Below are 22,503 nucleotides of genomic sequence, written 5' to 3'. Positions count from 1 at the left end.
ACCAGACACCGAAGTCCACGGGAGGCCGCTCAGATTCCAGGAATCACCACGTGTCCCAGTCGGACCCTCGGACCTGCCCGTGGACTCACACAAAATCTAAATGTCGGACCCTGGTGCTTTGATGGGGTTATGTCCTCGACGGCGGAGCTTCCGGTGGCGATCAGCCCGAAGGAGCGTCTTGCGGAGTTGTTCGAGGAATTGGCGGAATTGGCGGGTCAGCGTAATGCGATCGATGGCCGGATCGTAGAGATTGTCGCCGAGATCGATCACGACGGGATCTGGGGTGCTACCGGCGCACGCTCGATTCCGGCGTTGGTGGCCTGGAAGTTGGGGATCTCCCAGAACAATGCTGAAGCGATTTCGGCGGTCGCGCACCGCATGGAGGAATTTCCCCGCTGCGTCGAGGCTTTGCAGGAGGGCCGGTTGTCGGTGGATCAGGTCGGGGTGATCGCCGAACGGGCTGCCGACGGTTCTGATGAGCACTACGCACAATTGGCCTCGGTCGCCACGGTCAGTCAGTTACGCAAGGCCATCAAGTTGGCGCCGCGACCCACACCCGAGCCCTGGCTGGAGCCGAAACGCTCGGTGACCAAAACCTCCGACGCCGAGACGACCAGTTGGAAGATCACCCTGCCCCACCAGGAAGCCGCTACCGTCGAGGCCGCCTTGCAGTCACATCGCGATGCGCTGATCGCCGAGTGGAAGACCGACCACGACACCGGTGGCTCCGATAATGCGCCGCCGTTGCCGAACACCACTGATGCGTTCATGAGGCTAGTCGAGGCCGGCTGGGATTCCGACGTCGCGCGCCGCCCGCACGGGCAACGCACCACCGTCGTCGTGCACCTCGACATCAAAGACCGGGTTGCCGCCCTGCATCTGGGCCCGCTGCTCAGCGACGGCGACCGCCAATACCTGACCTGTGATGCCACCTGTGAAGTCTGGTTCGAACGCGACGGCCAACCCATCGGTGCCGGCCGCACCATCCGCACCATCAGCCGACGGCTGCGTCGCGCATTGGAACACCGCGACCTCACCTGCGCCGTGCCGGGCTGCAACGCCACTCGGGGATTGCACGCCCACCACATCGCGCATTGGGAAGACGGCGGACCCACCGAACTATCCAACCTCGTGCTGCTCTGCCCGTATCACCACCGAGAACACCACCGCGGCGAGATCACCATCACCGGCCCCGCCGATCACCTGACTGTCATCGACCGTGACGGCCAGCCCCTCACCGCAGGATCACTCGCACGCCCACCGAATCATCCACCACCGAAGGTTCCACCGTGTCCCGGGCCGACCGGCGAACGCGCCCAATGGAAGTGGTACCACCCCTACGAACCACAACCACCACCAACGAAGAATTAGGTTGTGTGGCGGCGGGAGCTTCACGGCACCGCTGCGGAATCTATTGGAGCATAGGGAAACCCCTCCCCCCGCGCTATGACGTCTCGTCCACGCCGAGCAGCAGTGGGCCATCCTGCGGTAGCAAGTCGAGCACAGCACGTCGGTCGACACCTGCCGAATGCCAGGTCGACCGTCGCACCCTTCAGTCCTCGTCGTTTGGATTGCGCAATGCGAAGTCGGTTTTGGCTGCGGACACCACGCAAGTGAGGCCCGCTGGGTCAATATAGCCACGCCGTTTGCTGAGACTTGGCAAGTTCGAGCACACCCGCCGAAAGGCTTGACCATGCTGATTCATAGGGGAAATACCACGCGTCGGGTTGGGTGTTGCCCGATCAATATCGAAGGCCTTCACCGACGATCTCGGCAATCCCACTCATGGGCAACTCCAGAATGTGGCTGAACATAGCAGCGTTGGATGTCGGTAGAACGGCCACGCCATCGGCAAGATGCAACTCAACGAAATTCGTGCGAGCGGCGGGGACCGGATCGACGTCCTGATTCATCCCCAATGAGTGAAAGTACGGACCTAGCTGCTTGGCACCAAGTGCCGTACGAGTTGTCGATGCCCACCGCCATACGAGGAACTTGTGGGCCAAAGTAATGGTCGAGAAGCGAGCCGTATCGGTGTACCGCCTTCCCCGATCATCGATTTCGTCTATCACCCACCAACCATCGTCGTGGCGAAGCTCATAGGCTTCGTCATCTGACTTGAAGAGGATGCTCTCTCCACCTTCGCCGCCCTCCACAGTTGCATCCGTCATTCCCGCTCGGCCGGCCCATAACTGCCAAGATGCCGCGAGATCTGAGAAGTCGGTCGTCATGTATGCACCTCTTTTAGGTAACCCCAGTCCAGCAGGGTCTGGACCGAGGGGCGCTCGCCCTCGGGAGCAATGATGCGGTACTGCACGCCACCACCGGGCTGATGGAACCACGGCGCCACCGTTGATTGTTCAATAGACCAGCCGGGCGGCAGTTTCGTTGGGTCGTCGACCACATACTGAAAGTACGGCTTCAGTGCGCTCTCGTGAGGCAAGCCCCGAAATGAAAACAGGGTGCCGTCTGGCGATAGCCAGGCACCACCTGGGAAACCGAAGCGATCCATGAGAGTTCCTCGTGCTAAATCGACGTGCGACACAACGCTACCGGGCGCGGCATAGGGTTTCGCCGGATCGGTATCGTCCGGATAGATGAGGTTCCCATCGGCATCGGTGAACTCAGGACCAGGATCGTGAGGGACGTAGCCGTCGAACAATGGCGAGTCCGGCGGCAGCGGGTGCGGCCCTGGGTTGGGGCTGTCACTAACACCGCCGTCATGCACACCAGTTCCACCGTCGTGAGGAGCGCCGCTCCCGTCTTCGACCTTGGCGCCGCCGCCATGCACACCACCACCATCGTGAGGGATTCCGGCGTCGTGTGGACCACCGCCGCTGTCATGCGGCATCGCGCCGGGATGGTTCACGCCGGACGTACCCGTCCCAGGCGCCGTCGACGGCGGGTCCGACGGAGCGCTCGGACCAGATCTGCCACCGCTCGGCGCAGCTACCTCGGAACCCGCGGGCGCAGAGGGGACTTCAGCCTTTGGCGCCGGCGCTGACGTGGGTGCACCCGGCGCATCCGAAGGACCAGGGTGGCGGGTGACCGGCGGCGTCGGCGGCTCGAACGCCTTCGGCAACAGGCCGGGGCTTCCGGACGGCGGCTTCCCGCCGTCAAGGCCCGTCTTGTTCAGGTCGTCGAGCTTGGAAGTGACGCTCTCCACGTCACGCGAGACGCCGCGCAATCCCGTAGTCGCCGAAGCAATCTCAGCAGCCTCACCAGCAGCCCGTTCGGTCGACGTGATCTCCGCGCGTGCGGCGGCCCCCTCGGCCGCCCGCGCGCCACCGGCAGCCTTGACACCTGCCCCACCTGGAATGACGGCCGTGCCGATGTCGAAGCCCAACTCGCCAACCCCGATGAACGGCCGGTTGCTGGTGAAGATGTCGTCGAAATGCGTGACATTCTTGAGCATGTCGACGGAACCTTTCGGATCCATCGCGAACGCAGTGGGAGCAGTCATCGGATTGAAGGTCTCGGCCATCTTGTTCAAGCCTTCGATCATGGCCCACGTACCCTGCGGGTCGCCGACGGGATCGAATCCCGTCACGATCCCCACCGTGTTGATCCCGCCGACAGCGAGACCAACACTCGTATCGGTGAGTGCGTCACCGACGTTGGCCACGATCCGCCCGGCATCCTCGCCGAGGTAGTTGACGAGCTCCACCCGTGTGATGATTTCTATTGCGCGCGTGTAATTCTTGATGCTACTAGCCAGCTGCGCCAGAAGTTCCTTGCGTGCGGCCGACTGGCGCCTGTGGTTGGCCATGACAGCTTTGATGTCGTTGGCAACCTCTTGGATCTTCTCCTCGGCGTCGCCGGTGATCAACTCGAATACGGTGCCCAAGATGCCGCGGTCGGCGACTGACCCCACCACCGAACTGAGCTTGTGCAGAAGGTCACGGATCGCGTTCTGCGTGGTTTCGACGTCGGTGGCAAAGCTGCTCAGCTCGGCGCCAAGCCGTTGCGCCTCGCCGGCCAGCGACGACATCGCGGTGCCGACATCACGCACCGCCGTCTTCATCGGCTCCTTGTCGGGCATCTGCTGGGCATCGATCACCGCGTAAGGCCCGGCGTTCTCCCCGGTCACACGGTAAAGCTGCGCGGCCAAAGCATTCCACGCGGCGGCTGCCGCACGCAGCTCGCTCGGCTCGCCGTTGGGCCACCAATCGCCGACGAGGAACTCGACCAGATACCACAGCACGGGCGGAGTCTGACCGGGCCCGTTGACATCGGGATCACCGCCCGGCGTTGAGTACTTCGCCGGATCGACCGGCGCCGGTAGTGGCGAGGAACCACCCCCAATGTCGGCGGCGGCCTCGGCGCGAGAGTAGTTGGTTGCCGACCCCTGGATCAGGAAACCGATGTGGCGTAATGCGTTGGCTCCCTTGGCGACACCGTCGGCCAGCGCGCTCGCCGAGTCCTGATAGGCGAATCCGAAGGCGGTTCCCGCCGCATCTTGGCCAGTATTGGCATTGTATGACCCGGTCAGCGCACCGACCGCTGCGGTCAGCCCCTCACTGACTCCGGCGACCGCAGCGTCTGCGCCCGACAGTCCCGCGGGATCCACACGCAGCGGCTCACCCATGACTGTCAGCCCCAGATTTTCAGATTCGCCTCGATCGCGCCGCCATAGGCGGTATGGGCATGCGCACCCGCCGAGCGCAGCTGCGCCAACGCGTTCCGCATCATGTCGGCGCCCTCCTTCCACTGCTTGTGGACGGCATCGTGGGCCTCACTGGCCACGCCTTCCCACTGCGCATGAAGATTCGCGACTACGGCGTCACACTCCTCCAACATGGCGTCGACCACCGCCTGGTATGCGGCCATCCGATCAACGATGTCGGCGAGCCGGTCCAAGTCGACAGCGAATGCGTCAGCCACGGTGAATACCCCCCAGCTCCGTCGCCGAGGCTTGCTCGTTGGCAGCAAACGTCTGCCCCGCCTGACCAAGCCGTTCGGCGATCGCAGCCAACGCCTGCTGGACCCTCAGCGAACCGCCATGCCACTGCCGCCACGCCGCCGAGAACGAACCACCGGCCGCCCCCTCCCACGTGCCCAGCACCTGCTGGGCTTCAGTGTCGAGATCGCGCAAGCCCGCTTGCAGATGCTGAGCGCCAGCGGTCAACGCCTCACAAGCGGCCCGCAGGACTGCAGGGTCCACATTCAAGACACCGCCGTCGCCAATTCCACTCACAGAGCAAACGCTACTGACTTGACGAAAATCCGACAATTCACCCGAACAACGTCCGAATGGGCTCGCTCCCGTCCCAGTCCACTGCGGCCGAGCGCACCAGTTCACCCATCCCGATCGTCGCCGGCGTAAGCTCCATCAGCTCGATGATGGTCGCCGCTGTCCCTGCAGGCGGTTCGAAGTAGGCGTAGCGAGCGGTGCCCGGCTCCCCGCCCGACCACACCACCGGCCATCCCGCGGCCTGGCCGGCCGCCAGCGCGGCGTCGAAATCTTCAGCCCAATAGGCCAGCTGATGAAATCCGTCACCGCCGGCCGAGGTGAATTCGGAGTAGATCGACGGCGCGTCATTGTCCTGGTGAATGACCTCGATCTGCAGGTCGCCGCTGTTGGCCAGCCCGAGTGTCAGCGTCACCGTGCACGGTTCACCGCGATACACACCAGTCTGCGTGATGCCGCGGAGCACGAACCACGGGCCGACACCCAGTTCCAGCCAGTCGGCCAGTGCCTTGTCGAAATCCTGCACGATGTAACCGATTTGACGAATCACGCCGGGCAGCACAGGTCCAGACACCAGGTTTCCTCTCAGCCGGGGAGCACCGGCACAGCGCCGGGCGTCAGGAAAGGTCGCACATCCGACCAGGATTTACTGTTCTCGGCGTTGGTGCCCGACAGTTGCAGCACCCCGCGTGCGTCCGACACGTAGACCGCGGCCGGGTTGGCCGCCACCACCGAAACCGGCATCACGATATTGCTGTTGGGCCCGTCGGAGTTCACGCCGTCAAGATTCACATACGACACCGGATGAGCCGCGTCGGTGCGGGTCACGACGATGTCGTCGCCGGTACGCCACGACAGCGACACCACCGAGGAGCCCAGCCCGAAACCGAGCCGACGGGGGTAGGTCAGCGAGAACTCGCCGGCCGGCGTCTGCTCCACACCGGCCAGCACTACCTGGCCGTTGATCACCATCACCGCCCGAGTGCTGTCCCTGGACAGCTGCAATTCGGTTATCGCGCCGGGGAATCGGGACGTCACCGCGGCGGCGTTCACCGGGATTCGCGCGGGCTGGCCGGAGGCTTCCTCCTGGATCACCCGCACCACGCTGTTGCCGTCCACCACGACCCACACCGCGTCGTCCAACGCCCACGAGGGCCGGGTCAGGGATCGTGCGTCGGTGGCCTTCGCCGCCGCCCCGCCGCTCGGGCCGATCCACAGCGAGGACACCATGTCCGGTGCGCCGGGTCGTTGCACGGTCACCGACGCGATGTCCTGGCCGGTCCGCGACAGCGCAGCGGACACCTGTGCCGGCATCTGGCCGAACGATCCGGGTACCGGGGCGGCCCGCTGTCCATCCAGCGACACCATCGTCCCGCCGATCAGCGCATGAACGCCGGCCGAGGCGCCGTCGACCGCACCCGGGTCGGTGGCCGCGACATCGGTGGTGTTCCAGCCATCGGCGAATCGATCGTCGAGAGCGGCGCCATCGGCGTTGATCACATAGGGACCCTTGATGTCGGCGCGCGCCAACGTCCAGATGAGTTGGGCAGCAAGTAGTTGCCGACTGTGCGGGTCTGTGGTGGTGAGATTCTCCAGGTCGATCCGCGCTCCTCCGTAGCCGCGTCCGATACCCGTCTTACCGCCGTCGGCGCGCGTCACCGGGCCGATCATTTTCACCTGCTCCAGCAGGTTTCGCACGGTCCGAGTCATCTCCGGCCGAGGGCCGGCGATCAGCTTGGAGACCAATTCGGTGGCCAGCTGGTCGGGGTCCGACACCGCCACATAGCGCGGATCCGGAACGACGGTCTTTCCCGTCGGGTCGACGAAGTACAACGTGTTCCGTTTGTAGGTGGCCTGGAACTGTTGCCAGTCCAGGAATACCCCGTTGGGCAGCTTGTTGATACGCCATCCGTCCGGGGTCCGCACCAACTCGATCTCGCCGGGGTCGGGCAGCCGTCCTTCGGCGGTCTCGAAGACACCGATATCGGAAAGCGAGCCGAGGATATCCGCCTTCATACTGACCGAAACCCGGTCCGGAGTTCGGGTTTCGACGAACACGACGTTGTCGATCAGCAGCGCACTGCCCTGGTCGTCCCAGCTGTCGGACGCCGAGCCGGTGAGGAACTGACGGGCCGCCAGATGCCGGTTCGCCGGATCAGCGGTGGCCTTGAGGAATTCGCGCAGCAACTGGTCGGGATCCATGCCGGGAGTCGGCTTGGGTAGGGCCTTCGGCTGCTGCCGCTCGACCGTTCCGATGGCCTGCGGTGCCGAGGAATTCGGCACTCCGGCGCATCCGCCCGTCAGCATCGCGACCAGCCCGGCAATCAGAAGGACCAGCAGCCGGCGTCTCACACGCTCTCCCCGGCCGGCTCACGCTGCCGCACCTGGCGTTGTTCCTTGCGGCCATCATGGCGTTCGGCCGCATCCGGTTTCAGCGGCAACGGGCTCGTGGTCACCTTGTGGCCGCGCACCAACGGCAACGTCAACCGGAAGCAGGCCCCCTTGCCGGGTTCGCCCCAGGCTTCCAGACGGCCCTGGTGCAGCCGGGCGTCCTCGATGCTGATCGCCAGGCCGAGCCCGGTGCCCCCGGAGCGGCGCACGCGGGAGGGATCCGAGCGCCAGAACCGGCTGAACACCAGCTTCTCCTCACCTGGCCGCAGTCCCACACCGTAATCACGGACGGTGACGGCGACGGTGTCCTCGTCGGCCGCCATCCGGATCCGCACCGGCTTGTGCTCGGCGTGGTCGATCGCGTTGGCGATCAGGTTGCGCAGGATGCGCTCCACCCGGCGGGCGTCGACCTCGGCGATCACCTCGTGATCGGGCAGATTGACCATCAACTCGATGCCGGCCTCGTCGGCCAGATGGCCGACATTGCCCAACGCGCTGTTGACCGTCGAGCGCAGGTCGACCGCCTCAACCGACAGCTCGGCGACACCGGCGTCGTGGCGGGAAATCTCGAGCAGATCGTTGAGCAGCGTCTCGAATCGGTCGAGTTCGTTGACCATCAGTTCGGTCGAGCGACGCAGCGCCGGATCCAGCTCCTCGGAATGGTCGTGGATGAGGTCAGCCGCCATGCGCACCGTGGTCAGCGGGGTGCGCAGCTCGTGGCTGACGTCGGAGGTGAACCTGCGCTGAAGGTTGCCGAATTCCTCGAGCTGGGTGATCTGGCGCTGCAGGCTTTCGGCCATGTCGTTGAACGACACCGCCAGCCGGGCCATGTCGTCCTCACCGCGCACCGGCATCCGCTCCGAGAGATAGCCCTCGGCAAAGCGTTCGGCGATGCGCGATGCCGAGCGCACCGGCAGGACCACCTGCCGTGAGACCAGCAGCGCGATCCCGGCCAGCAGGACCAGCAGCACCAGCCCGCCGGTGGCCATGGTGCCGCGCACCGTGGTGATCGTGTTCTCCTCGCTGTTGAGGGGGAAGATCAGGTACAGCTCGAGGTTGGGCACCCGCGACGGAGTCGGCGTGCCGATCAGCAACGCCGGACCGGCGAAGCTGTCGGTGTGCACGGTCGAATACTGATAGCTGACCTGGCCCGCCTTGACGAAGTCACGCAGCGATTTGGGAATCTGGTCCACCGGCCCGGCCGCCGTCGCCGCCCGCGGGCCGTCGCCGGGGACCACCAGCACCGCGTCGAACGTGCCGGCCAGCGCCGCACCCGAGGACTGACCGGTTTTGGAGATCAACGTGTTGCGGGCCAACTGCAGGCTGCTGTCCAGTGAGCGGGCCTCTTCACCGCTGACGGTGCCGCTGACGGTGTTGCGGGCCCGGTCCAACTCCTCGGTCGCCGCGTGGACCTTGACGTCGAGCACCCGGTTGGTGATCTGGCTGGTGAGCACGAAGCCGAGCACGAGAATGACCGCCGCCGACAAGCCCAGCGTCAGCACAACCACCCGCAATTGCAGAGAGCGGCGCCAGATCAGCCCCAGCGCTCGACTCAGCGCGCTCGTGCCCCGCACCAGGGGACCAGAGCGTCCCCACGGGCCACGAACGCGCGCCCGGATCACGGCGGTCCGGCCTTGTAACCCACTCCTCGAACGGTCAGTACCACCTGCGGGTTCTCCGGGTCCTTCTCGACCTTCGCCCGCAACCGCTGGACATGCACGTTCACCAAACGGGTGTCCGCGGGGTGTCGATATCCCCACACCTGTTCGAGCAGCACATCACGAGTAAACACCTGCCGCGGTTTACGTGCCAGCGCCACCAACAGGTCGAACTCCAGCGGCGTCAGCGAAATCTGCTCACCCTCGCGGGTGACCTTGTGGGCCGGAACGTCGATGTCGATGTCGGCGATCGACAGCATCTCGGCCGGCTCGTCCTCGTTGCGCCGCAGCCTGGCGCGGACGCGTGCCACCAGTTCCTTGGGTTTGAACGGTTTCATCACGTAGTCGTCGGCACCGGACTCCAGGCCCAGCACCACGTCCACCGTGTCGGTCTTGGCGGTCAGCATGACGATCGGCACGCCGGAGTCCGCGCGCAGCACTCGGCACACGTCGATGCCGTTCATGCCGGGCAGCATGAGGTCCAGCAGCACCAGATCGGGACGCAGCTCACGCACCGCCGTCAGCGCTTGCGAACCGTCGCCGATGACCGCGGTGTCGAAACCCTCGCCACGCAACACGATGGTGAGCATCTCGGCCAGCGATGGGTCGTCGTCGACTACGAGAATCCTTTGCCTCATGTTGTCCATGGTGTCACCGAATTGGGACAAACCCCGGCTACCACACGGGCGAGTTGCGACATTTCCGCTGCGTGCGCCTCGCCGTGCCGGACCGGCGAGGCCGCTAGCCGGTGACCGAATCGGCCAAATCGGCCGGATCGACGTCCGGAGCGACGATCGACCACGGTCCGCCCCAGTTGGCGGCCCCCAGTTCGGCGTACACCGCGCCGGTCCGGCGCTGCAGTCCGTCGTCCCGCTCGTAGGCGTCGCGGGCGCGGTCGGCCTCCTGCTCGGCACGCTGCCTGGCGCGCCGGGCCGCCAATTCGACCGAGGCATCGAGCAGGATTTGCCGATCCGGACGCGGCAGGCCGAACCGTCCGTATTCGAGTTCCCCGACCCACGACACCACCTCGCCGGCGGCGTCCTGGTGCAGGCGGGCCGCACTGTAGGCGGCGTTGCTGGCGACGTAGCGATCCAGGATGACGACATCGTGCTCGCGGCGCAGCGCGGCGATCTGGTCGATGGCCCCGGCCCGGTCCAGGGCGAACAGGGTCGCCATCGCGTAGACCGACGACGCCAGGTCGCCGTGCCCGCCGTGCAGCGCCTCACTGGCCAGGTCGGCGGTGATCGACTGGCCGTAGCGCGGGAAGGCCAGGGTGGCCACCGACCGGCCGTCGGCCTCGAACGCGCGCTGCAGGCCGACCGTCAGCGTCCGCTTGCCGGCCCCGTCCAGTCCTTCGATGACGATGAGCACGCGGGCAGCCTAACCGCCGGTCAGCGGGTGAAGGTGACCAGGTTCTGGTCGAGCACCATCTCGTCGGTGTGGTCGGCGCGCGCGGCGTCAGGCACCAAGACCAGGGGCACTCCGGTGGCTTCCGACTCGTCGAAAGCCCCGGTGCTGGCGACCTGGCCGGTGGTGGTGAATTTGTCGTACAAGTACGGAAGTCCTTGTGCTGCAAGCGGAGACGGCCCGTCCATGACGTGCAGATGCAGATGCGGAGCCACCGAGTTTCCGGAGTTTCCGACCAAACCGATCACGTCGCCCCGGTTGACCTTGTCCCCCAGCTTGGGGCGCACACTGCCGGGCTGCATGTGGGCATAGTTGACAAAGAAGCCGTTGCCGATGTCGAGGACGACGAAGTTACCGTCGGCCTCGTCGATCGGGATGTTCGCCGGGTAGGTCCCCGGGGTCTGCTCGGGCAGATCATTGCGGGTGCCGACGACGGTGCCGTCGGCGACGGCGTGGACCTGCTGGCCGAAGATCCGGTAACTCTCGGGATTCTTCGGGTCGCCGATGAAAATGCGGTTCCGCTCGTCGGCCTGCTCGAAGTCGACGGCATACCGCTGGGCGAGATACAGCTGACCGTTGATCGGCAGCACCGCACGGGTGTGCCGAGGGGCGTCACAGCAGCCGTCGGCACCGACGTAGCGCTCCCCCAGCAGCGGCGCCGACAGCACCGGCAACGTGCGCCGATCGACCTTCGTGGGCGCGAGCTCTTCGGTCTGCTGCCGGCTGGTCGGCGGCAGTGCGGCCGCGGTCACCTCGACCCGATGAGTGAGCTGTTGTGGCACATTCTCTTCGCCGGCGAGCGGTACGTGCATGAAAACCGTTGCCGCCTGCCCGGGTTGCAGCACATTGGTCGCCTGCCGGGCACCTGCGGGATACACCCGGTGCTGCAGCGACGCGGCATCGCGGTCCCCGATCTGGCCGCCGCTGGCGGCGTCGAGCACCGCGACATCGCGGATCGTCAGTTCACCGCTGGTGAAGTTGGTGACCCACAATTCGTAGACGAGGTGGACGAGCCCGTCGGATCCCTTGAACGGGACCGGCGCGAACGGCACCGAACCGATCAACGGCGTCATCTGAGCCGGGGCCGCCGGTGACGGACTCGACGCCGATTCGGCGGGCTTACCGCCACAACCCGCCAGAAGCAGCACACACAATGCCACGGCCCCACCGACTCTGCGCACAGACCACGATCTCATGCGAAATCGCGATCTGCGCACAGACTCGGGCGGTGTCAGTAGCGGTAGTGCTCGGGCTTGTACGGACCCTCGACGTCGACCCCGATGTATTCCGCCTGGTCCTTGGTGAGCTTGGTCAGCGTCCCGCCGAGGGCCTCGACGTGGATGCGGGCCACCTTCTCGTCGAGGTGCTTGGCCAGCCGGTAGACCTCGTTGTCGTACTCGTCGTTCTTGGTCCACAGCTCGATCTGGGCGATCACCTGGTTGGAGAAGCTGTTGCTCATCACGAACGACGGGTGACCCGTCGCGTTGCCGAGATTGAGCAGCCGGCCCTCGGACAGCACGATGATCGACTTGCCGTCCTCACCGAACACCCACTCGTCGACCTGCGGTTTGATGTTGAGCCGCGTGGCGCCCGAGCGCTCCAGGGCCGCCATGTCGATCTCGTTGTCGAAGTGGCCGATGTTGCCCAGGATGGCCTTGTCCTTCATCGCCTTCATGTGCTCGAGGGTGATGATGTCCTTGTTGCCGGTCGAGGTGACGACGATGTCGGCGTCGCCGATGGCCTGCTCCACGGTCACCACGTCGAACCCGTCCATCAGCGCCTGCAGCGCGTTGATCGGGTCGATCTCGGTGACCTGCACGCGGGCGCCCTGCCCGGCCAGCGACTCCGCGCAGCCCTTGCCCACGTCGCCATAACCGCAGATCAGCACCTTCTTGCCGCCGATCAGCACGTCGGTGCCACGGTTGATGCCGTCGATGAGCGAGTGCCGGGTGCCGTACTTGTTGTCGAACTTGCTCTTGGTGACCGAGTCGTTGACGTTGATGGCCGGGAAGGCCAGCTCACCGGCGGCGGCGAACTGATACAGGCGCAGCACACCCGTGGTGGTCTCCTCGGTGACACCCTTGACCGACTCGGCGATCTTGGTCCACTTGGTGTTGTCCTTCTCGAAGCTCTTGCGGCACAGCTCCAGGAAGACCTTCCACTCGGCCGAGTCGCCCTCTTCGGCGGGGGGAACCACGCCGGCCTTCTCGTACTGGGCGCCGCGCAGCACCAGCATCGTGGCATCGCCGCCGTCGTCGAGGATCATGTTCGCCGGCTCACCGTCCCAGGTCAGCATCTGCTCGGCGGCCCACCAGTACTCCTCCAGCGTCTCGCCCTTCCAGGCGAACACCGGGGTGCCGGTCGGCTCCTCGGGCGTGCCGTGCGAACCGACGACGACGGCGGCCGCGGCGTGGTCCTGGGTGGAGAAGATGTTGCACGATGCCCACCGGACCTGCGCGCCCAGCGCGACCAACGTCTCGATGAGAACCGCGGTCTGCACCGTCATGTGCAGCGAGCCGGAGATCCGCGCACCCTTGAGCGGCAGCACATCGGCGTACTCGCGGCGCAGCGCCATTAATCCGGGCATCTCGTGCTCGGCCAGCCGGATCTCCTTGCGGCCGAACTCGGCCAAACTCAGATCGGCGACCTTGAAGTCGATGCCGTTGCGCACATCGACGGTCAGTTCGGACATGTAGAGCCCCTATTCGTTCGCGATTGCCTTTTAGACGCGCAGACGCGCGTTGGCGACACCCTCAGCCTGCGGGCTCGCGGGACAGGCGCCTGGTGCGCTCTGACAGCTAAGGAATATCGATAACACCGTAGCGTTCGGCGAACGGCGTCATCAATCGGGCCAGGTCTAGGGCTACATCGTGGTCGGCCTCAGGTGGCATCGAGACATAACTCAGGGCCAGCCGCACGATCGCGCGGGCCAGGACACCCGCATCCTCTTCGCTGGCAGCGACCCAGCTGTTCATGAAGGACTCGGTGAGCCGTGTCGAGGCGCGGGTGATGATCGGCGCGCTGTCGGTGGTGATCATCTGCAGCAGGTCGGGTTTGGCGACACCAGTCAGCAGCGAGATGACCAGCGGGTCGGCGGCCGATTCGGTGAAGAACAGCCGGAATCCCTCGGTGAACGCGGCGAGGACGTTGCCGACGTTGGCGGCGATCGCGTCGCCGATCGCGTCGACCAGGCGATCGGCCAGCCGAAGGGCGTAGCCCTGCGCCAGGCCCTGCCGCGAGCCGAATTCGTTATAGATGGTCTGCCGGCTGATTCCGGCGGTGCGCGCGACGTCGGCCAGCGTGATCGCCGACCAGTCCTTGGTCAGCAGCTCTTCACGCATCGCGTCGAGCACCGAGTCCCGCAACAGCGCGCGGGAGGCCTCCGGATAGGGAACCCGAGGCCTGTTCACATGCGCGAGACTAACCGAATTGCCTCGCTTGTCCTCCGACGCTCGGCGCGTCGTCATCGTCGACTCGGCGAAGGTCACGGCCGGGCGACCTCCACCATCTCAAAGTCCGACTTCGCCGCGCCGCAGTCCGGGCAGCTCCAGTCCTCGGGGATGTCATCCCACCGGGTGCCCGGCGCGATACCGTCCTCCGGCCAGCCCTTGGCCTCGTCGTACTCGAACCCGCACTGCACACACAGATAGAGCTTGTAGTCATTCATGCCTTGATACCTGTCTCTTCGAAGTCGACCTTCTCCCGCACCCCGCAATCCGGGCAGCACCAGTCATCGGGCACCTCGGACCAGGCGGTGCCGGCCGGAAACCCTTCCCGGACAGCACCTTCGGCCTCGTCGTACACGTAGTCACACACCGGGCATTTGTAGGCGCTCATGCGGAGGCTCCATACCGGGCCAGGATCTTCGCGCGCCGGCGCGGATCGATGTTGACTCGGGTGATGTCACCGTTGTAGTGCTCGAGCACCCGGTGGTCCATCATCCGGCGCCACACCCACGGCAGGTACGTCACGCCGATCAATGTGGCGTAGCCACTGGGCAATTCGGGTGCTTCGTCCATGCTGCGCAGTGTCTGGTACCGCCGGGTCGGGTTGGCGTGATGGTCACTGTGCCGCTGCAGGTGGTACAGGAACAGGTTGGTCACCAGGTGATCGGAGTTCCAGCTGTGTTGCGGCGAGCAGCGCTCGTAACGACCGTTGGCGTTCTTCTGGCGCAGCAGGCCGTAGTGCTCGAGGTAGTTGACCGATTCCAGCATAGAGAAACCGAACACCGCCTGGATGATCACGAACGGGATCAGCGCGGGGCCGAACACCGCGATGAGCACGCCGAACAGCACCACCGACATCAGCCAGGCGTTGAGGACGTCGTTGCCCAGCCAGGTACGGGGGTCCCATGGGCTCTTGCCGAGCCGGCGGATACGCGCGGCTTCGAGCTTCAGCGCCGATCGCGCGCTGCCGAACACGCTGCGCGGCAAGAACTCCCAGAAGGTTTCGCCGAACCGTGCCGACGCCGGATCCTCCGGGGTGGCGACGCGAACGTGGTGGCCGCGGTTGTGCTCGATATAGAAGTGGCCGTAGAAGGTCTGGGCCAGGGTGATCTTGGACAGCCAGCGTTCGAGCGAGTCCTTCTTGTGCCCGAGCTCGTGGGCGGTGTTGATGCCGGTACCGCCGAGCACGCCCACCGACAGCGCCAGCCCGATCTTGGCGAACCAGCTCAGTGAGCCGTCATAGCCGAGCCAGCTCAGGTCCGACGCGGTGAACATATAGGCGCCGAAGATCAGGCTGGCGAACTGGAACGGGATGAACAGGTAGGTGCAATACCGGTAGTACTTGTCGTTCTCCAGGTATTCCATCACCTCTTCGGGCGGGTTCTGCCCGTCACGGCCGAACTTCAGGTCCAGCGACGGCAGCAGCACATAGATCAGCATCGGCCCGATCCAGAAGAACACCTGCGATGCCGCGGTCCAGCCGAGCTGGTTGAGACCCCAGACGATCGGCAGCACCACGAAGAGCGCGCTCGGCGCGATCAGGCCCATCAGCCACAGGTAGCGCTTCTTGTCGCGCCATTGGGCCGGCGCGGTCGCGGCGGGGGTGTCCAAGTGAGACGTCACGACAGTTACCTCCAAGTCGATTGATGACTTGACTATAGAGATGAATTTGTCTGGTGTCTAGACAAACAGTATCGATTTGTAAATCACACGGCGCGGCTGCGGCCTCCCGCTGTCCGAGAACGGAGTGGCGACGGCCGTAGAGCAGGTAGAACGCCACCTCGATGGCCATCGAGACGATGAACCTGATCCAGGTCAGGCCGGTGAGGTTGAGCATCAGCCAGCCGCAGGCCGCGATCGAGAGGACGGGCAGCAGCAGAACCAGCGGCGCGGAACCCGCGCTCCAGGTCAGGGCGGGTGCGGCGCAGAACGATCACGCCGGCGGAGACCAGGATGAACGCGAAGACCACGATGGACGCGCCGGCCAGCACGCCGTACCAGCCATAATGACTGCTCTCCGCACCGGTCAGCATCGAGAAAACCGACTGATTCGCCCCGGTGCCCGACGCCCCCTCGCCGCCTTCGGACGGCGGGATGAACGGGGACAGGTTCGCCGGGCTAGCGGGCCAGCGCGCGATCCAGATCCGGCTCCAGATAGATGACCTTGGCCGCGGGCACGACCGCACGTACGGCGGCCTCGGCCGCGTCGATCGTGGCTGCCACCGTCGCGAGGTCGGTCTCGGCGCCCAACGCGATCTTCGCCCCGACGAGCATCTCTTCCGGACCGAGGTACTGGGTACGTAGATGAATGACCCGGTCGATGTTCGCGGTCTGCTCCAACGCGGTCCGAATCGCCCGACACTCGTCAGCGGTCGCCCCCTCGCCGATGAGCAGGCTGTGCATCTCCACCATCAGGATCACCGCGATGATGCCGAGCAGCACACCGATCAGAATCGTTCCGACCCCATCCCACACCGGGTTACCGGTCAGGATCGTCAGCCCCACACCGGCCAGCGCAAGGGCCAGACCGATCAGTGCGCCGGTGTCTTCGAGCAGCACCACCGGAAGCTCGGGGTTCCGCGATCGGCGGATGAACTGCCACCAGCTGCTGGCGCCCTTCAACGGCCGCGATTCCACCATCGCCGTGCGAAAGCTGAACGACTCCAAACCGATTGCCACCATCAGGATCACGATCGCCACAATCGGAGACGTGAGCGGCTCTGGGTGACTGATCTTGTGATAGCCCTCGTAGATGGCGAAGATCGAGCCGAGCGTGAACAGCACCAAGGCGACGACAAACGAGTAGAAGTAGCGGCTACGGCCGTACCCGAATTGGTGCAGGCTGTCGGCTTCCCTGCGGGCCTCGCGCTGACCGAACAGCAGCAGTCCCTGATTGGACGTGTCGGCCACCGAGTGCACCGACTCGGCCAGCATCGACGAGCTGCCGGTGACGAGGAACCCGGCGAACTTCGCGACGGCAATCCCCGCGTTGGCTGCCAGCGCCGCCAAGATCGCCTTGGTGCTGCCCTCGGTCGACATCCCGTTGTTCTCCTTGGCCCGAATACACCCAGATGATCAGAGGCCAACGGTAGCCCGAAACAGCTTGGAGGGCGTGGTTGCCTCCAGCCGAATCGGACCGTCGTCGGCGGCCACCCAGGCCGCGGACCCACGATCCAGCGTCACCACATCGGACTTGGCGCGTACCACCACCGAACCCTCGGTGCAGACCAAGATCTGCGGACCTTCGTGGCGGGACGGCGCATCGATCTCGTGGCCCAGGTTCTCCCCGTCGAGCATGAGAACGCACGTGGCGAACTCCACCGCCGGGGTGTCGTAGACCAGCTCGATCCCGTCACGGTGAGTGGGTGCACGCAGCGCTGCCTCCTCGGCTGGAGTGAAATCCAATACCCGCAGCAGCTCGGGGACGTCGACGTGCTTGGGGGTCAATCCACCGCGAAGCACGTTGTCGGAGTTGGCCATTATCTCCATGCCCACGCCGTGGATATAGCTGTGCAGGTTGCCTGCCGGCATGAAGAGCGCCTCACCCGGGGCGAGGGTGATCCGGTTGAGCAGCATCGCTGCCAGCACACCGGCATCACCGGGGTAACGCTCTCCCAACTCGAGCAGCGTCTTGGCCTCGTCGGCGAATTCCGTTGCACCGGAACGGACATAGGCCACCGCACCATCGAGTACCGCGGGGATCAACACGTCCAGGTCGGGCTGGGGTGCGGTGATCCAGGTGGTGAACAGGGCCCGCAGGCCGTCGGCGTCGGGCTGACCGGACAGCAGCGCGATGAACGGATCGAGGTCCGATACCGCCAGCGCGCGCATCAGCTCAACTGATCGGGCCGCGGGCCGAAACCCGCCGAGTGCGTCGAATTCGCTGAGCGCCACCATCAATTCAGGTTTGTGGTTACGGTCGCGGTAGTTACGGATCGGCGAATTCAGCGGAACGTCGAGGCGATCCTCGCGCACGTAACCCTCGACAGCCTGTTCGGCACTGGGGTGGGCCTGCAACGACAATGGTTCCTCGGCAGCGAGCACCTTCACCATGAACGGCAGGACATCACCGAATCGCCCCCGCACGGCCGGCCCCAGCTGACCGTCGGGATCGGACCGCACGGCATCGAGCAATGAGGCTTCCCCGTCCGGCGTTTCCAGCCATGCCGGATCCCCCGGATGAGCTCCGAACCACAGTTCAGCCTCCGGATGCGGTGCCGGCGAAGGCCGGCCGGTGAATTCGGCTATGGCCGTTCGAGATCCCCACGCGTAGGTGCGTGTCGCCCCTCGTAGCAATTCCACTGGGAAGCTATCCCCCCACCAATCTGAGATAAACCGCGGCCATCTGCAGTCGCACGGCCAGCGTCGCGAGCTGTTGTTCGGCTCGCCCGCTCGGGGCGGGGGCCGCTCCCGCCTCCCCGATGTCCTCGGCCCCGACCAGATCGACGTCGTCCAGTCCACCTATCCGCGCGGTCAGGACCTGGCGTTCATCCTCCAGGGTCAGCGCCAGCACTCTCGGGCCTCTGGACAGCGGACCATCCAACTCGTCGTCATGAAACAGCGTGTCTACCGGATCGCCGAATTGGGTTGCCACCCCGGTACGTAAGGCGACCAGGACGTCGGACAGCCCGGCCGCGGCCACGGCCTTGCCGGCCAGCCGCAGCAAGACCGTCGCGGCATGCCGCGCCAGCGCGAGGGTGGCCGCACAGTCACCGGCGAGCACCACATCCCGGCCGGACATCCGCTCGGCCAACGCCTTCGCCGGGTTGGTGAACACTTCGCGACTGGCGCTGTTGCGCAGCGCCTCGGCGTCGAGTTCGTCGGCGAGGGCCGAAAGATCGGTCTGCAAGGCCGAATCGACGGTCTGCAGGACCGCCAACCCGGCCGCCAGGTAGCGGCTGAGTCCGAATTCGTCCGGCGCCCACAACCGCGGTTCCAGCACCGCCGCGCGCCCGGCGGTGGCGTCGCGCAGCGGTCCCTCATAGGGTGCCGCGACGACAACCCGCGCGCCTCGCCGCACCGCCGTGGCCGCCGCGGTCACGAGCGCCGGATCACCGGCGTCGTCCCCGGCCACCACGAGAACGTCGAGCGGTCCGATCCACGGCGGAACCTCCGAAGCCACGACTATCGGCTGGCCTGCCGCCCCACTGAGCGTGGCCGCCAGCATCGCGCCCGCACTCTCGGCCGCTCCGCGGCCGGCAACCCAGATGACCGTCCGCGGCCGGTGGCCGTCGGCCACCGGCCCCAGCTCACCTTCATCGACCGCGGCAGCGGTGGCACGCACCTGGGCCCCGGCCATTGCCGCCGACCGCAACAAGCCGCCGCGGTCGGCCTCCAGCAGACCCTCGGTGTCATCGAGGTCGATGGTGGCGTGCGCGGCGTTCACGGCGCGCCGTTCGGTTGCGCCGCGATGTCCTCGGAAACCCGCCGCACGATCTCGTCGACCTCGTCGGCACTGCGTGCTTCGACATTGAGACGCAGCAGCGGCTCGGTATTGGAGGTTCGCAGGTTGAACCAGGCACCTTCGCCGAGGTCGACGGTGACGCCGTCGAGGTGGTCCAGCGAAGCAACTTGACTGCCAAAGGATTTGAGTACAGATTCCACACATGCGGGTGCATCGGCCACCCGGAAGTTGATCTCGCCGGAGGCCTCGTAGCGCTGGTAGCTGGCCATCAGTTCTGACAGCGGCCGGTCTTGTTCGCCGAGCGCGGCCAGCACGTGCAAGGCGGCCAGCATGCCGGAGTCCGCACCCCAGAAGTCCCGGAAATAGTAGTGCGCGGAATGCTCGCCCCCGAAGATCGCTCCGGTGTCGGCCATCAACGCCTTGATGTAGGAGTGCCCCACCCGCGAGCGCACCGGTGTGCCGCCGCGCTCGATCACCAGCTCAGGCACCGCACGCGACGTGATCAGGTTGTGGATCACCGTCGCGCCGATCTCCCGGGTGAGTTCGCGGCCCGCGACCAGTGCGGTGACGGCCGACGGCGACACCGGCTCGCCCCGCTCGTCGACCACGAAACAGCGGTCGGCATCGCCGTCGAATGCCAGGCCGATATCGGCACCGGTGTCCACCACGAACTTCTGCAGGTCGACCAGGTTGGACGGTTCGAGCGGATTGGCTTCGTGGTTGGGGAACGAACCGTCGAGCTCGAAATACAGTGGCAATACCGTCAGCGACGAGATCGGCCCCAGGACCGCGGGCGTGGTGTGCCCGGCCATACCGTTGCCCGCGTCGACGGCCACCCGCAACGGGCGCAAATCCGCCATGTCGACCAGCGACCGCAGGAAATCGCCGTAGTCGGCGAGCACGTCCTGATCGTGGATCTGCCCACGGGTGCCGTCGTAGATGGGGACGCCGGCGATCACCTCGTCCCGGATCACCGCCAGCCCGGTGTCCTCGCCGACGGGTTTCGCCCCGGCGCGACACAGTTTGATGCCGTTGTAGGCGGCAGGATTGTGGCTGGCGGTGAACATCGCTCCGGCGCAGCCGAGAAACCCGGATGCGAAGTACAGCTGGTCGGTCGAGGCCAGGCCGATCCGCACCACGTCGAGCCCCTGGGCGGTCACCCCCTCGGCGAACGCTTTGGCCAGCACGGGCGAACTCTCGCGCATGTCGTAACCGATCGAGACCCGCTGCCCGCCCTCCGCGCGAATCAGGCGGGCGAACGCGGCGGCGACCTCGGAGACGAAGTCCTCGTCGATTTCCTTTCCGACCAGGCCGCGCACGTCGTACGCCTTGATCACGCGGCGGACCGCGTCAGCGGGCCTGGACATGGCGGATCTCCTGACCGAAAGGGACTCTTGGCCGCCAGCCTATCTGTTTCGGTGCTCCCGTACGGGCGGCTATCGGCGTCAGTCCGTCGGGTCCGGCAGTACCCGCAGGTGCCCACGCCGACGGCCGGCGGTGGCGGGGCGGCTCGCGGCCGACGGCATCATCGGGCTACCCGTCGCGGGCGCGTGTGCCGCGCCGCCGGGATCGGAGAAGCCGGCGACCGGCGAGCGGGCGGACAGCCCGTCGCGGCCCTCCCGGACCGCGTCGGCGAGAGCGATCAGATCGTCGTCGTCCGGGTACTCCGGCAGCGGGCCGGCGTGGCGAACCAGATCCCAGCCGAGTGGCGCGGTGATGCGGTTGGCGTGGCCGACGCACAGGTCCCATGAATGCGGTTCACGAGAGGTCGCCAGCGGGCCGACGACGGCAGTGGAGTCGGAGTAGACGAACGTCAGCGTCGCCACCGCATAATGGGGGCACCCGGGCCGGCAGCAGCGACGGGGAACATTCACGCTCGTGAGGCTATCGCGGTTCATTCACAGGTGAGCGCCGGACACGCGCAGCCACCAGGCCGCCGATTCCCAACCGTTACGATCACTGTCGTGGCCGATTCCCGCAGCTCCCGGCGAGGTGGTCGGTCCGGTGGCGGCCCGGGATCACGCCGGGGACGCGAGATGCGGGGGCCATTGCTGCCGCCGACGGTGCCGGGCTGGCGCAGCCGCGCAGAGCGGTTCGACATGGCGGTGCTGGAGTCCTATGAACCGATCGAGCGGCGCTGGCAGCAACGGCTCACCGGTCTGGACATCGCCGTCGACGAGATTCCGCGCATCGCGCCTAAGGATCCCGACAGTGTTCAATGGCCGGCCGAAGTGGTGGCCGACGGGCCGATCGCCCTGGCCCGCTTGATCCCGGCCGGGGTCGATACTCGCGGTAACTCCACGCGAGCCCGAATAGTGCTGTTTCGCAAGCCGATCGAGCGGCGGGCCAAAGACTCGGTCGACCTGACGGACCTTTTACACGACATCTTGGTGGCGCAGGTCGCCACCTACCTCGGGGTCGAACCGTCGGTCATCGACCCCAGCATCGAAGAGGATTGAATCGGATCGATCGAACTAGATGATGCCACGCTTGAGGCGGCGACGCTCCCGTTCGGAGAGGCCGCCCCAGATGCCGAAGCGCTCATCGTGAGCCAGGGCGTAGTCAAGGCACGCATCGCGCACCTCGCAGCCCAAGCAGATGCGCTTGGCTTCGCGGGTGGAACCACCCTTTTCAGGGAAAAACGCTTCAGGGTCGGTCTGCGCGCACAGTGCGCGCTCCTGCCACTGGTCTTCTTCGGGGATCTCCGGTGTCGCTTCGATGATCGGTTCCGGCACCAAACTCAAGTGAGCGCGTGCCATTACCCCCATGTTCTGCGAGCCGGGAATGGACTGCGGCGCCCTCATCGCGCCGATTACATGCTCATAGGACATTTCCGCCTCCTTCACCTGGTTTCGTAGATCTTTCGCGTGTCGCCCACTATTGAAGTGTGCCCAACTAAATTCGAACACTTGGTCGAATCGCGGTCTGGGACACCGAAACCGGCTGGTCCGACCGGGAAATGACACTGATGTGATTAGACACGTCCACGCCTGCCCGGTCAAGCGA

23 protein-coding genes and 1 pseudogene are annotated in these 22,503 nt (G+C 65.8%); 2 read left to right on the top strand and 22 right to left on the bottom strand.

Features of this window, described 5'->3' with window-relative positions:
* Positions 1 to 129 precede the first annotated feature (129 nt).
* Complete coding sequence (locus ORI27_RS28660) at positions 130 to 1,371, top strand: HNH endonuclease signature motif containing protein (RefSeq protein WP_266074031.1); 1,242 nt, start codon at positions 130 to 132, stop codon at positions 1,369 to 1,371.
* 371 nt (positions 1,372 to 1,742) lie between these two features.
* Here the strand turns inward: ORI27_RS28660 and ORI27_RS28655 are convergent, their stop codons facing one another.
* From ORI27_RS28655 to ORI27_RS28555, 21 genes and pseudogenes are all read right to left on the bottom strand, one after another.
* A complete protein-coding gene (locus ORI27_RS28655) occupies positions 1,743 to 2,231 on the bottom strand; it encodes a hypothetical protein (RefSeq protein WP_266000524.1) in 489 nt (162 codons plus the stop codon).
* On the bottom strand, positions 2,228 to 4,204 hold the full coding sequence (locus ORI27_RS28650; protein WP_266000523.1) for a glycohydrolase toxin TNT-related protein: 1,977 nt from the start codon (positions 4,202 to 4,204) through the stop codon (positions 2,228 to 2,230). Before ORI27_RS28650 ends, ORI27_RS28655 begins: the two co-directional genes overlap by 4 nt.
* A gap of 389 nt (positions 4,205 to 4,593) precedes the next feature.
* Positions 4,594 to 4,884, bottom strand: coding sequence for a WXG100 family type VII secretion target (locus ORI27_RS28645; RefSeq protein WP_266000522.1), 291 nt, complete (start codon positions 4,882 to 4,884; stop codon positions 4,594 to 4,596).
* Positions 4,877 to 5,197: a WXG100 family type VII secretion target gene (locus ORI27_RS28640; protein ID WP_266000521.1), complete on the bottom strand. Its 321-nt coding sequence runs from the start codon at positions 5,195 to 5,197 to the stop codon at positions 4,877 to 4,879. Before ORI27_RS28640 ends, ORI27_RS28645 begins: the two co-directional genes overlap by 8 nt.
* Positions 5,198 to 5,234: 37 nt before the next feature.
* The gene (locus ORI27_RS28635; protein ID WP_266000520.1) at positions 5,235 to 5,765 is read right to left on the bottom strand and encodes a VOC family protein; all 531 of its coding nucleotides are present in this window, start codon (positions 5,763 to 5,765) and stop codon (positions 5,235 to 5,237) included.
* An 11-nt stretch (positions 5,766 to 5,776) separates the two neighbouring features.
* The gene (gene lpqB / locus ORI27_RS28630) at positions 5,777 to 7,543 is read right to left on the bottom strand and encodes an MtrAB system accessory lipoprotein LpqB (RefSeq protein WP_266000519.1); all 1,767 of its coding nucleotides are present in this window, start codon (positions 7,541 to 7,543) and stop codon (positions 5,777 to 5,779) included.
* Positions 7,540 to 9,204 (bottom strand): MtrAB system histidine kinase MtrB, encoded by a 1,665-nt coding sequence (mtrB, locus tag ORI27_RS28625; RefSeq protein ID WP_266000518.1) that lies wholly within the window; start codon positions 9,202 to 9,204, stop codon positions 7,540 to 7,542. Before mtrB ends, lpqB begins: the two co-directional genes overlap by 4 nt.
* A complete protein-coding gene (gene mtrA / locus ORI27_RS28620; protein WP_005140464.1) occupies positions 9,201 to 9,887 on the bottom strand; it encodes a two-component system response regulator MtrA in 687 nt (228 codons plus the stop codon). The genes mtrB and mtrA overlap by 4 nt, the downstream gene beginning before the upstream one ends.
* Positions 9,888 to 9,981: 94 nt before the next feature.
* Positions 9,982 to 10,611 (bottom strand): dTMP kinase, encoded by a 630-nt coding sequence (locus ORI27_RS28615; protein WP_266000517.1) that lies wholly within the window; start codon positions 10,609 to 10,611, stop codon positions 9,982 to 9,984.
* A 20-nt stretch (positions 10,612 to 10,631) separates the two neighbouring features.
* Complete coding sequence (locus ORI27_RS28610) at positions 10,632 to 11,843, bottom strand: M23 family metallopeptidase (protein ID WP_266000516.1); 1,212 nt, start codon at positions 11,841 to 11,843, stop codon at positions 10,632 to 10,634.
* A 35-nt stretch (positions 11,844 to 11,878) separates the two neighbouring features.
* Positions 11,879 to 13,339, bottom strand: coding sequence for an adenosylhomocysteinase (ahcY, locus tag ORI27_RS28605; RefSeq protein ID WP_266000515.1), 1,461 nt, complete (start codon positions 13,337 to 13,339; stop codon positions 11,879 to 11,881).
* A 106-nt stretch (positions 13,340 to 13,445) separates the two neighbouring features.
* Positions 13,446 to 13,988 (bottom strand): TetR family transcriptional regulator, encoded by a 543-nt coding sequence (locus ORI27_RS28600; protein ID WP_407666459.1) that lies wholly within the window; start codon positions 13,986 to 13,988, stop codon positions 13,446 to 13,448.
* Between the two features lie 143 nt (positions 13,989 to 14,131).
* Positions 14,132 to 14,314, bottom strand: a complete 183-nt coding sequence (locus tag ORI27_RS28595; RefSeq protein WP_266000514.1) for a rubredoxin — start codon at positions 14,312 to 14,314, stop codon at positions 14,132 to 14,134.
* Positions 14,311 to 14,484 (bottom strand): rubredoxin, encoded by a 174-nt coding sequence (locus ORI27_RS28590; RefSeq protein ID WP_266000513.1) that lies wholly within the window; start codon positions 14,482 to 14,484, stop codon positions 14,311 to 14,313. The genes ORI27_RS28595 and ORI27_RS28590 overlap by 4 nt, the downstream gene beginning before the upstream one ends.
* Complete coding sequence (locus ORI27_RS28585; RefSeq protein WP_266000531.1) at positions 14,481 to 15,641, bottom strand: alkane 1-monooxygenase; 1,161 nt, start codon at positions 15,639 to 15,641, stop codon at positions 14,481 to 14,483. Before ORI27_RS28585 ends, ORI27_RS28590 begins: the two co-directional genes overlap by 4 nt.
* Before the next feature lie 166 nt (positions 15,642 to 15,807).
* Positions 15,808 to 16,060: pseudogene (locus ORI27_RS33305) on the bottom strand (amino acid permease C-terminal domain-containing protein); the annotation flags it as partial.
* Positions 16,061 to 16,211: 151 nt separating this feature from the next.
* Positions 16,212 to 17,132: a cation diffusion facilitator family transporter gene (locus ORI27_RS28575; RefSeq protein WP_266000512.1), complete on the bottom strand. Its 921-nt coding sequence runs from the start codon at positions 17,130 to 17,132 to the stop codon at positions 16,212 to 16,214.
* A gap of 36 nt (positions 17,133 to 17,168) precedes the next feature.
* A complete protein-coding gene (gene manA, locus ORI27_RS28570; RefSeq protein WP_266000511.1) occupies positions 17,169 to 18,395 on the bottom strand; it encodes a mannose-6-phosphate isomerase, class I in 1,227 nt (408 codons plus the stop codon).
* Between the two features lie 7 nt (positions 18,396 to 18,402).
* Positions 18,403 to 19,479, bottom strand: a complete 1,077-nt coding sequence (locus ORI27_RS28565; RefSeq protein WP_266000510.1) for a TobH protein — start codon at positions 19,477 to 19,479, stop codon at positions 18,403 to 18,405.
* Entirely contained in the window at positions 19,476 to 20,864 is a 1,389-nt protein-coding gene (locus ORI27_RS28560; RefSeq protein ID WP_266000509.1) for a phosphomannomutase/phosphoglucomutase, read from the bottom strand. The genes ORI27_RS28565 and ORI27_RS28560 overlap by 4 nt, the downstream gene beginning before the upstream one ends.
* A 78-nt stretch (positions 20,865 to 20,942) precedes the next feature.
* Positions 20,943 to 21,371, bottom strand: coding sequence for a DUF3499 domain-containing protein (locus ORI27_RS28555; RefSeq protein WP_266000508.1), 429 nt, complete (start codon positions 21,369 to 21,371; stop codon positions 20,943 to 20,945).
* Positions 21,372 to 21,533: 162 nt separating this feature from the next.
* Here ORI27_RS28555 and ORI27_RS28550 point away from each other — a divergent pair, with 162 nt between their 5' ends.
* Positions 21,534 to 21,956 (top strand): metallopeptidase family protein, encoded by a 423-nt coding sequence (locus ORI27_RS28550; RefSeq protein WP_266000530.1) that lies wholly within the window; start codon positions 21,534 to 21,536, stop codon positions 21,954 to 21,956.
* A 15-nt stretch (positions 21,957 to 21,971) separates the two neighbouring features.
* Here the strand turns inward: ORI27_RS28550 and ORI27_RS28545 are convergent, their stop codons facing one another.
* Positions 21,972 to 22,328 carry a WhiB family transcriptional regulator gene (locus ORI27_RS28545; protein WP_407666456.1) on the bottom strand — a complete coding sequence of 119 codons (357 nt, stop codon included), beginning with the start codon at positions 22,326 to 22,328 and terminating at the stop codon, positions 21,972 to 21,974.
* Between the last annotated feature and the right edge of the window lie 175 nt (positions 22,329 to 22,503).

Source organism: Mycobacterium pinniadriaticum, from assembly GCF_026242045.1.
GTDB lineage: Bacteria > Actinomycetota > Actinomycetes > Mycobacteriales > Mycobacteriaceae > Mycobacterium > Mycobacterium pinniadriaticum.
Note: the sequence above shows the minus strand (reverse complement) of the source record. Positions and strands in the feature narration are given on the sequence as shown.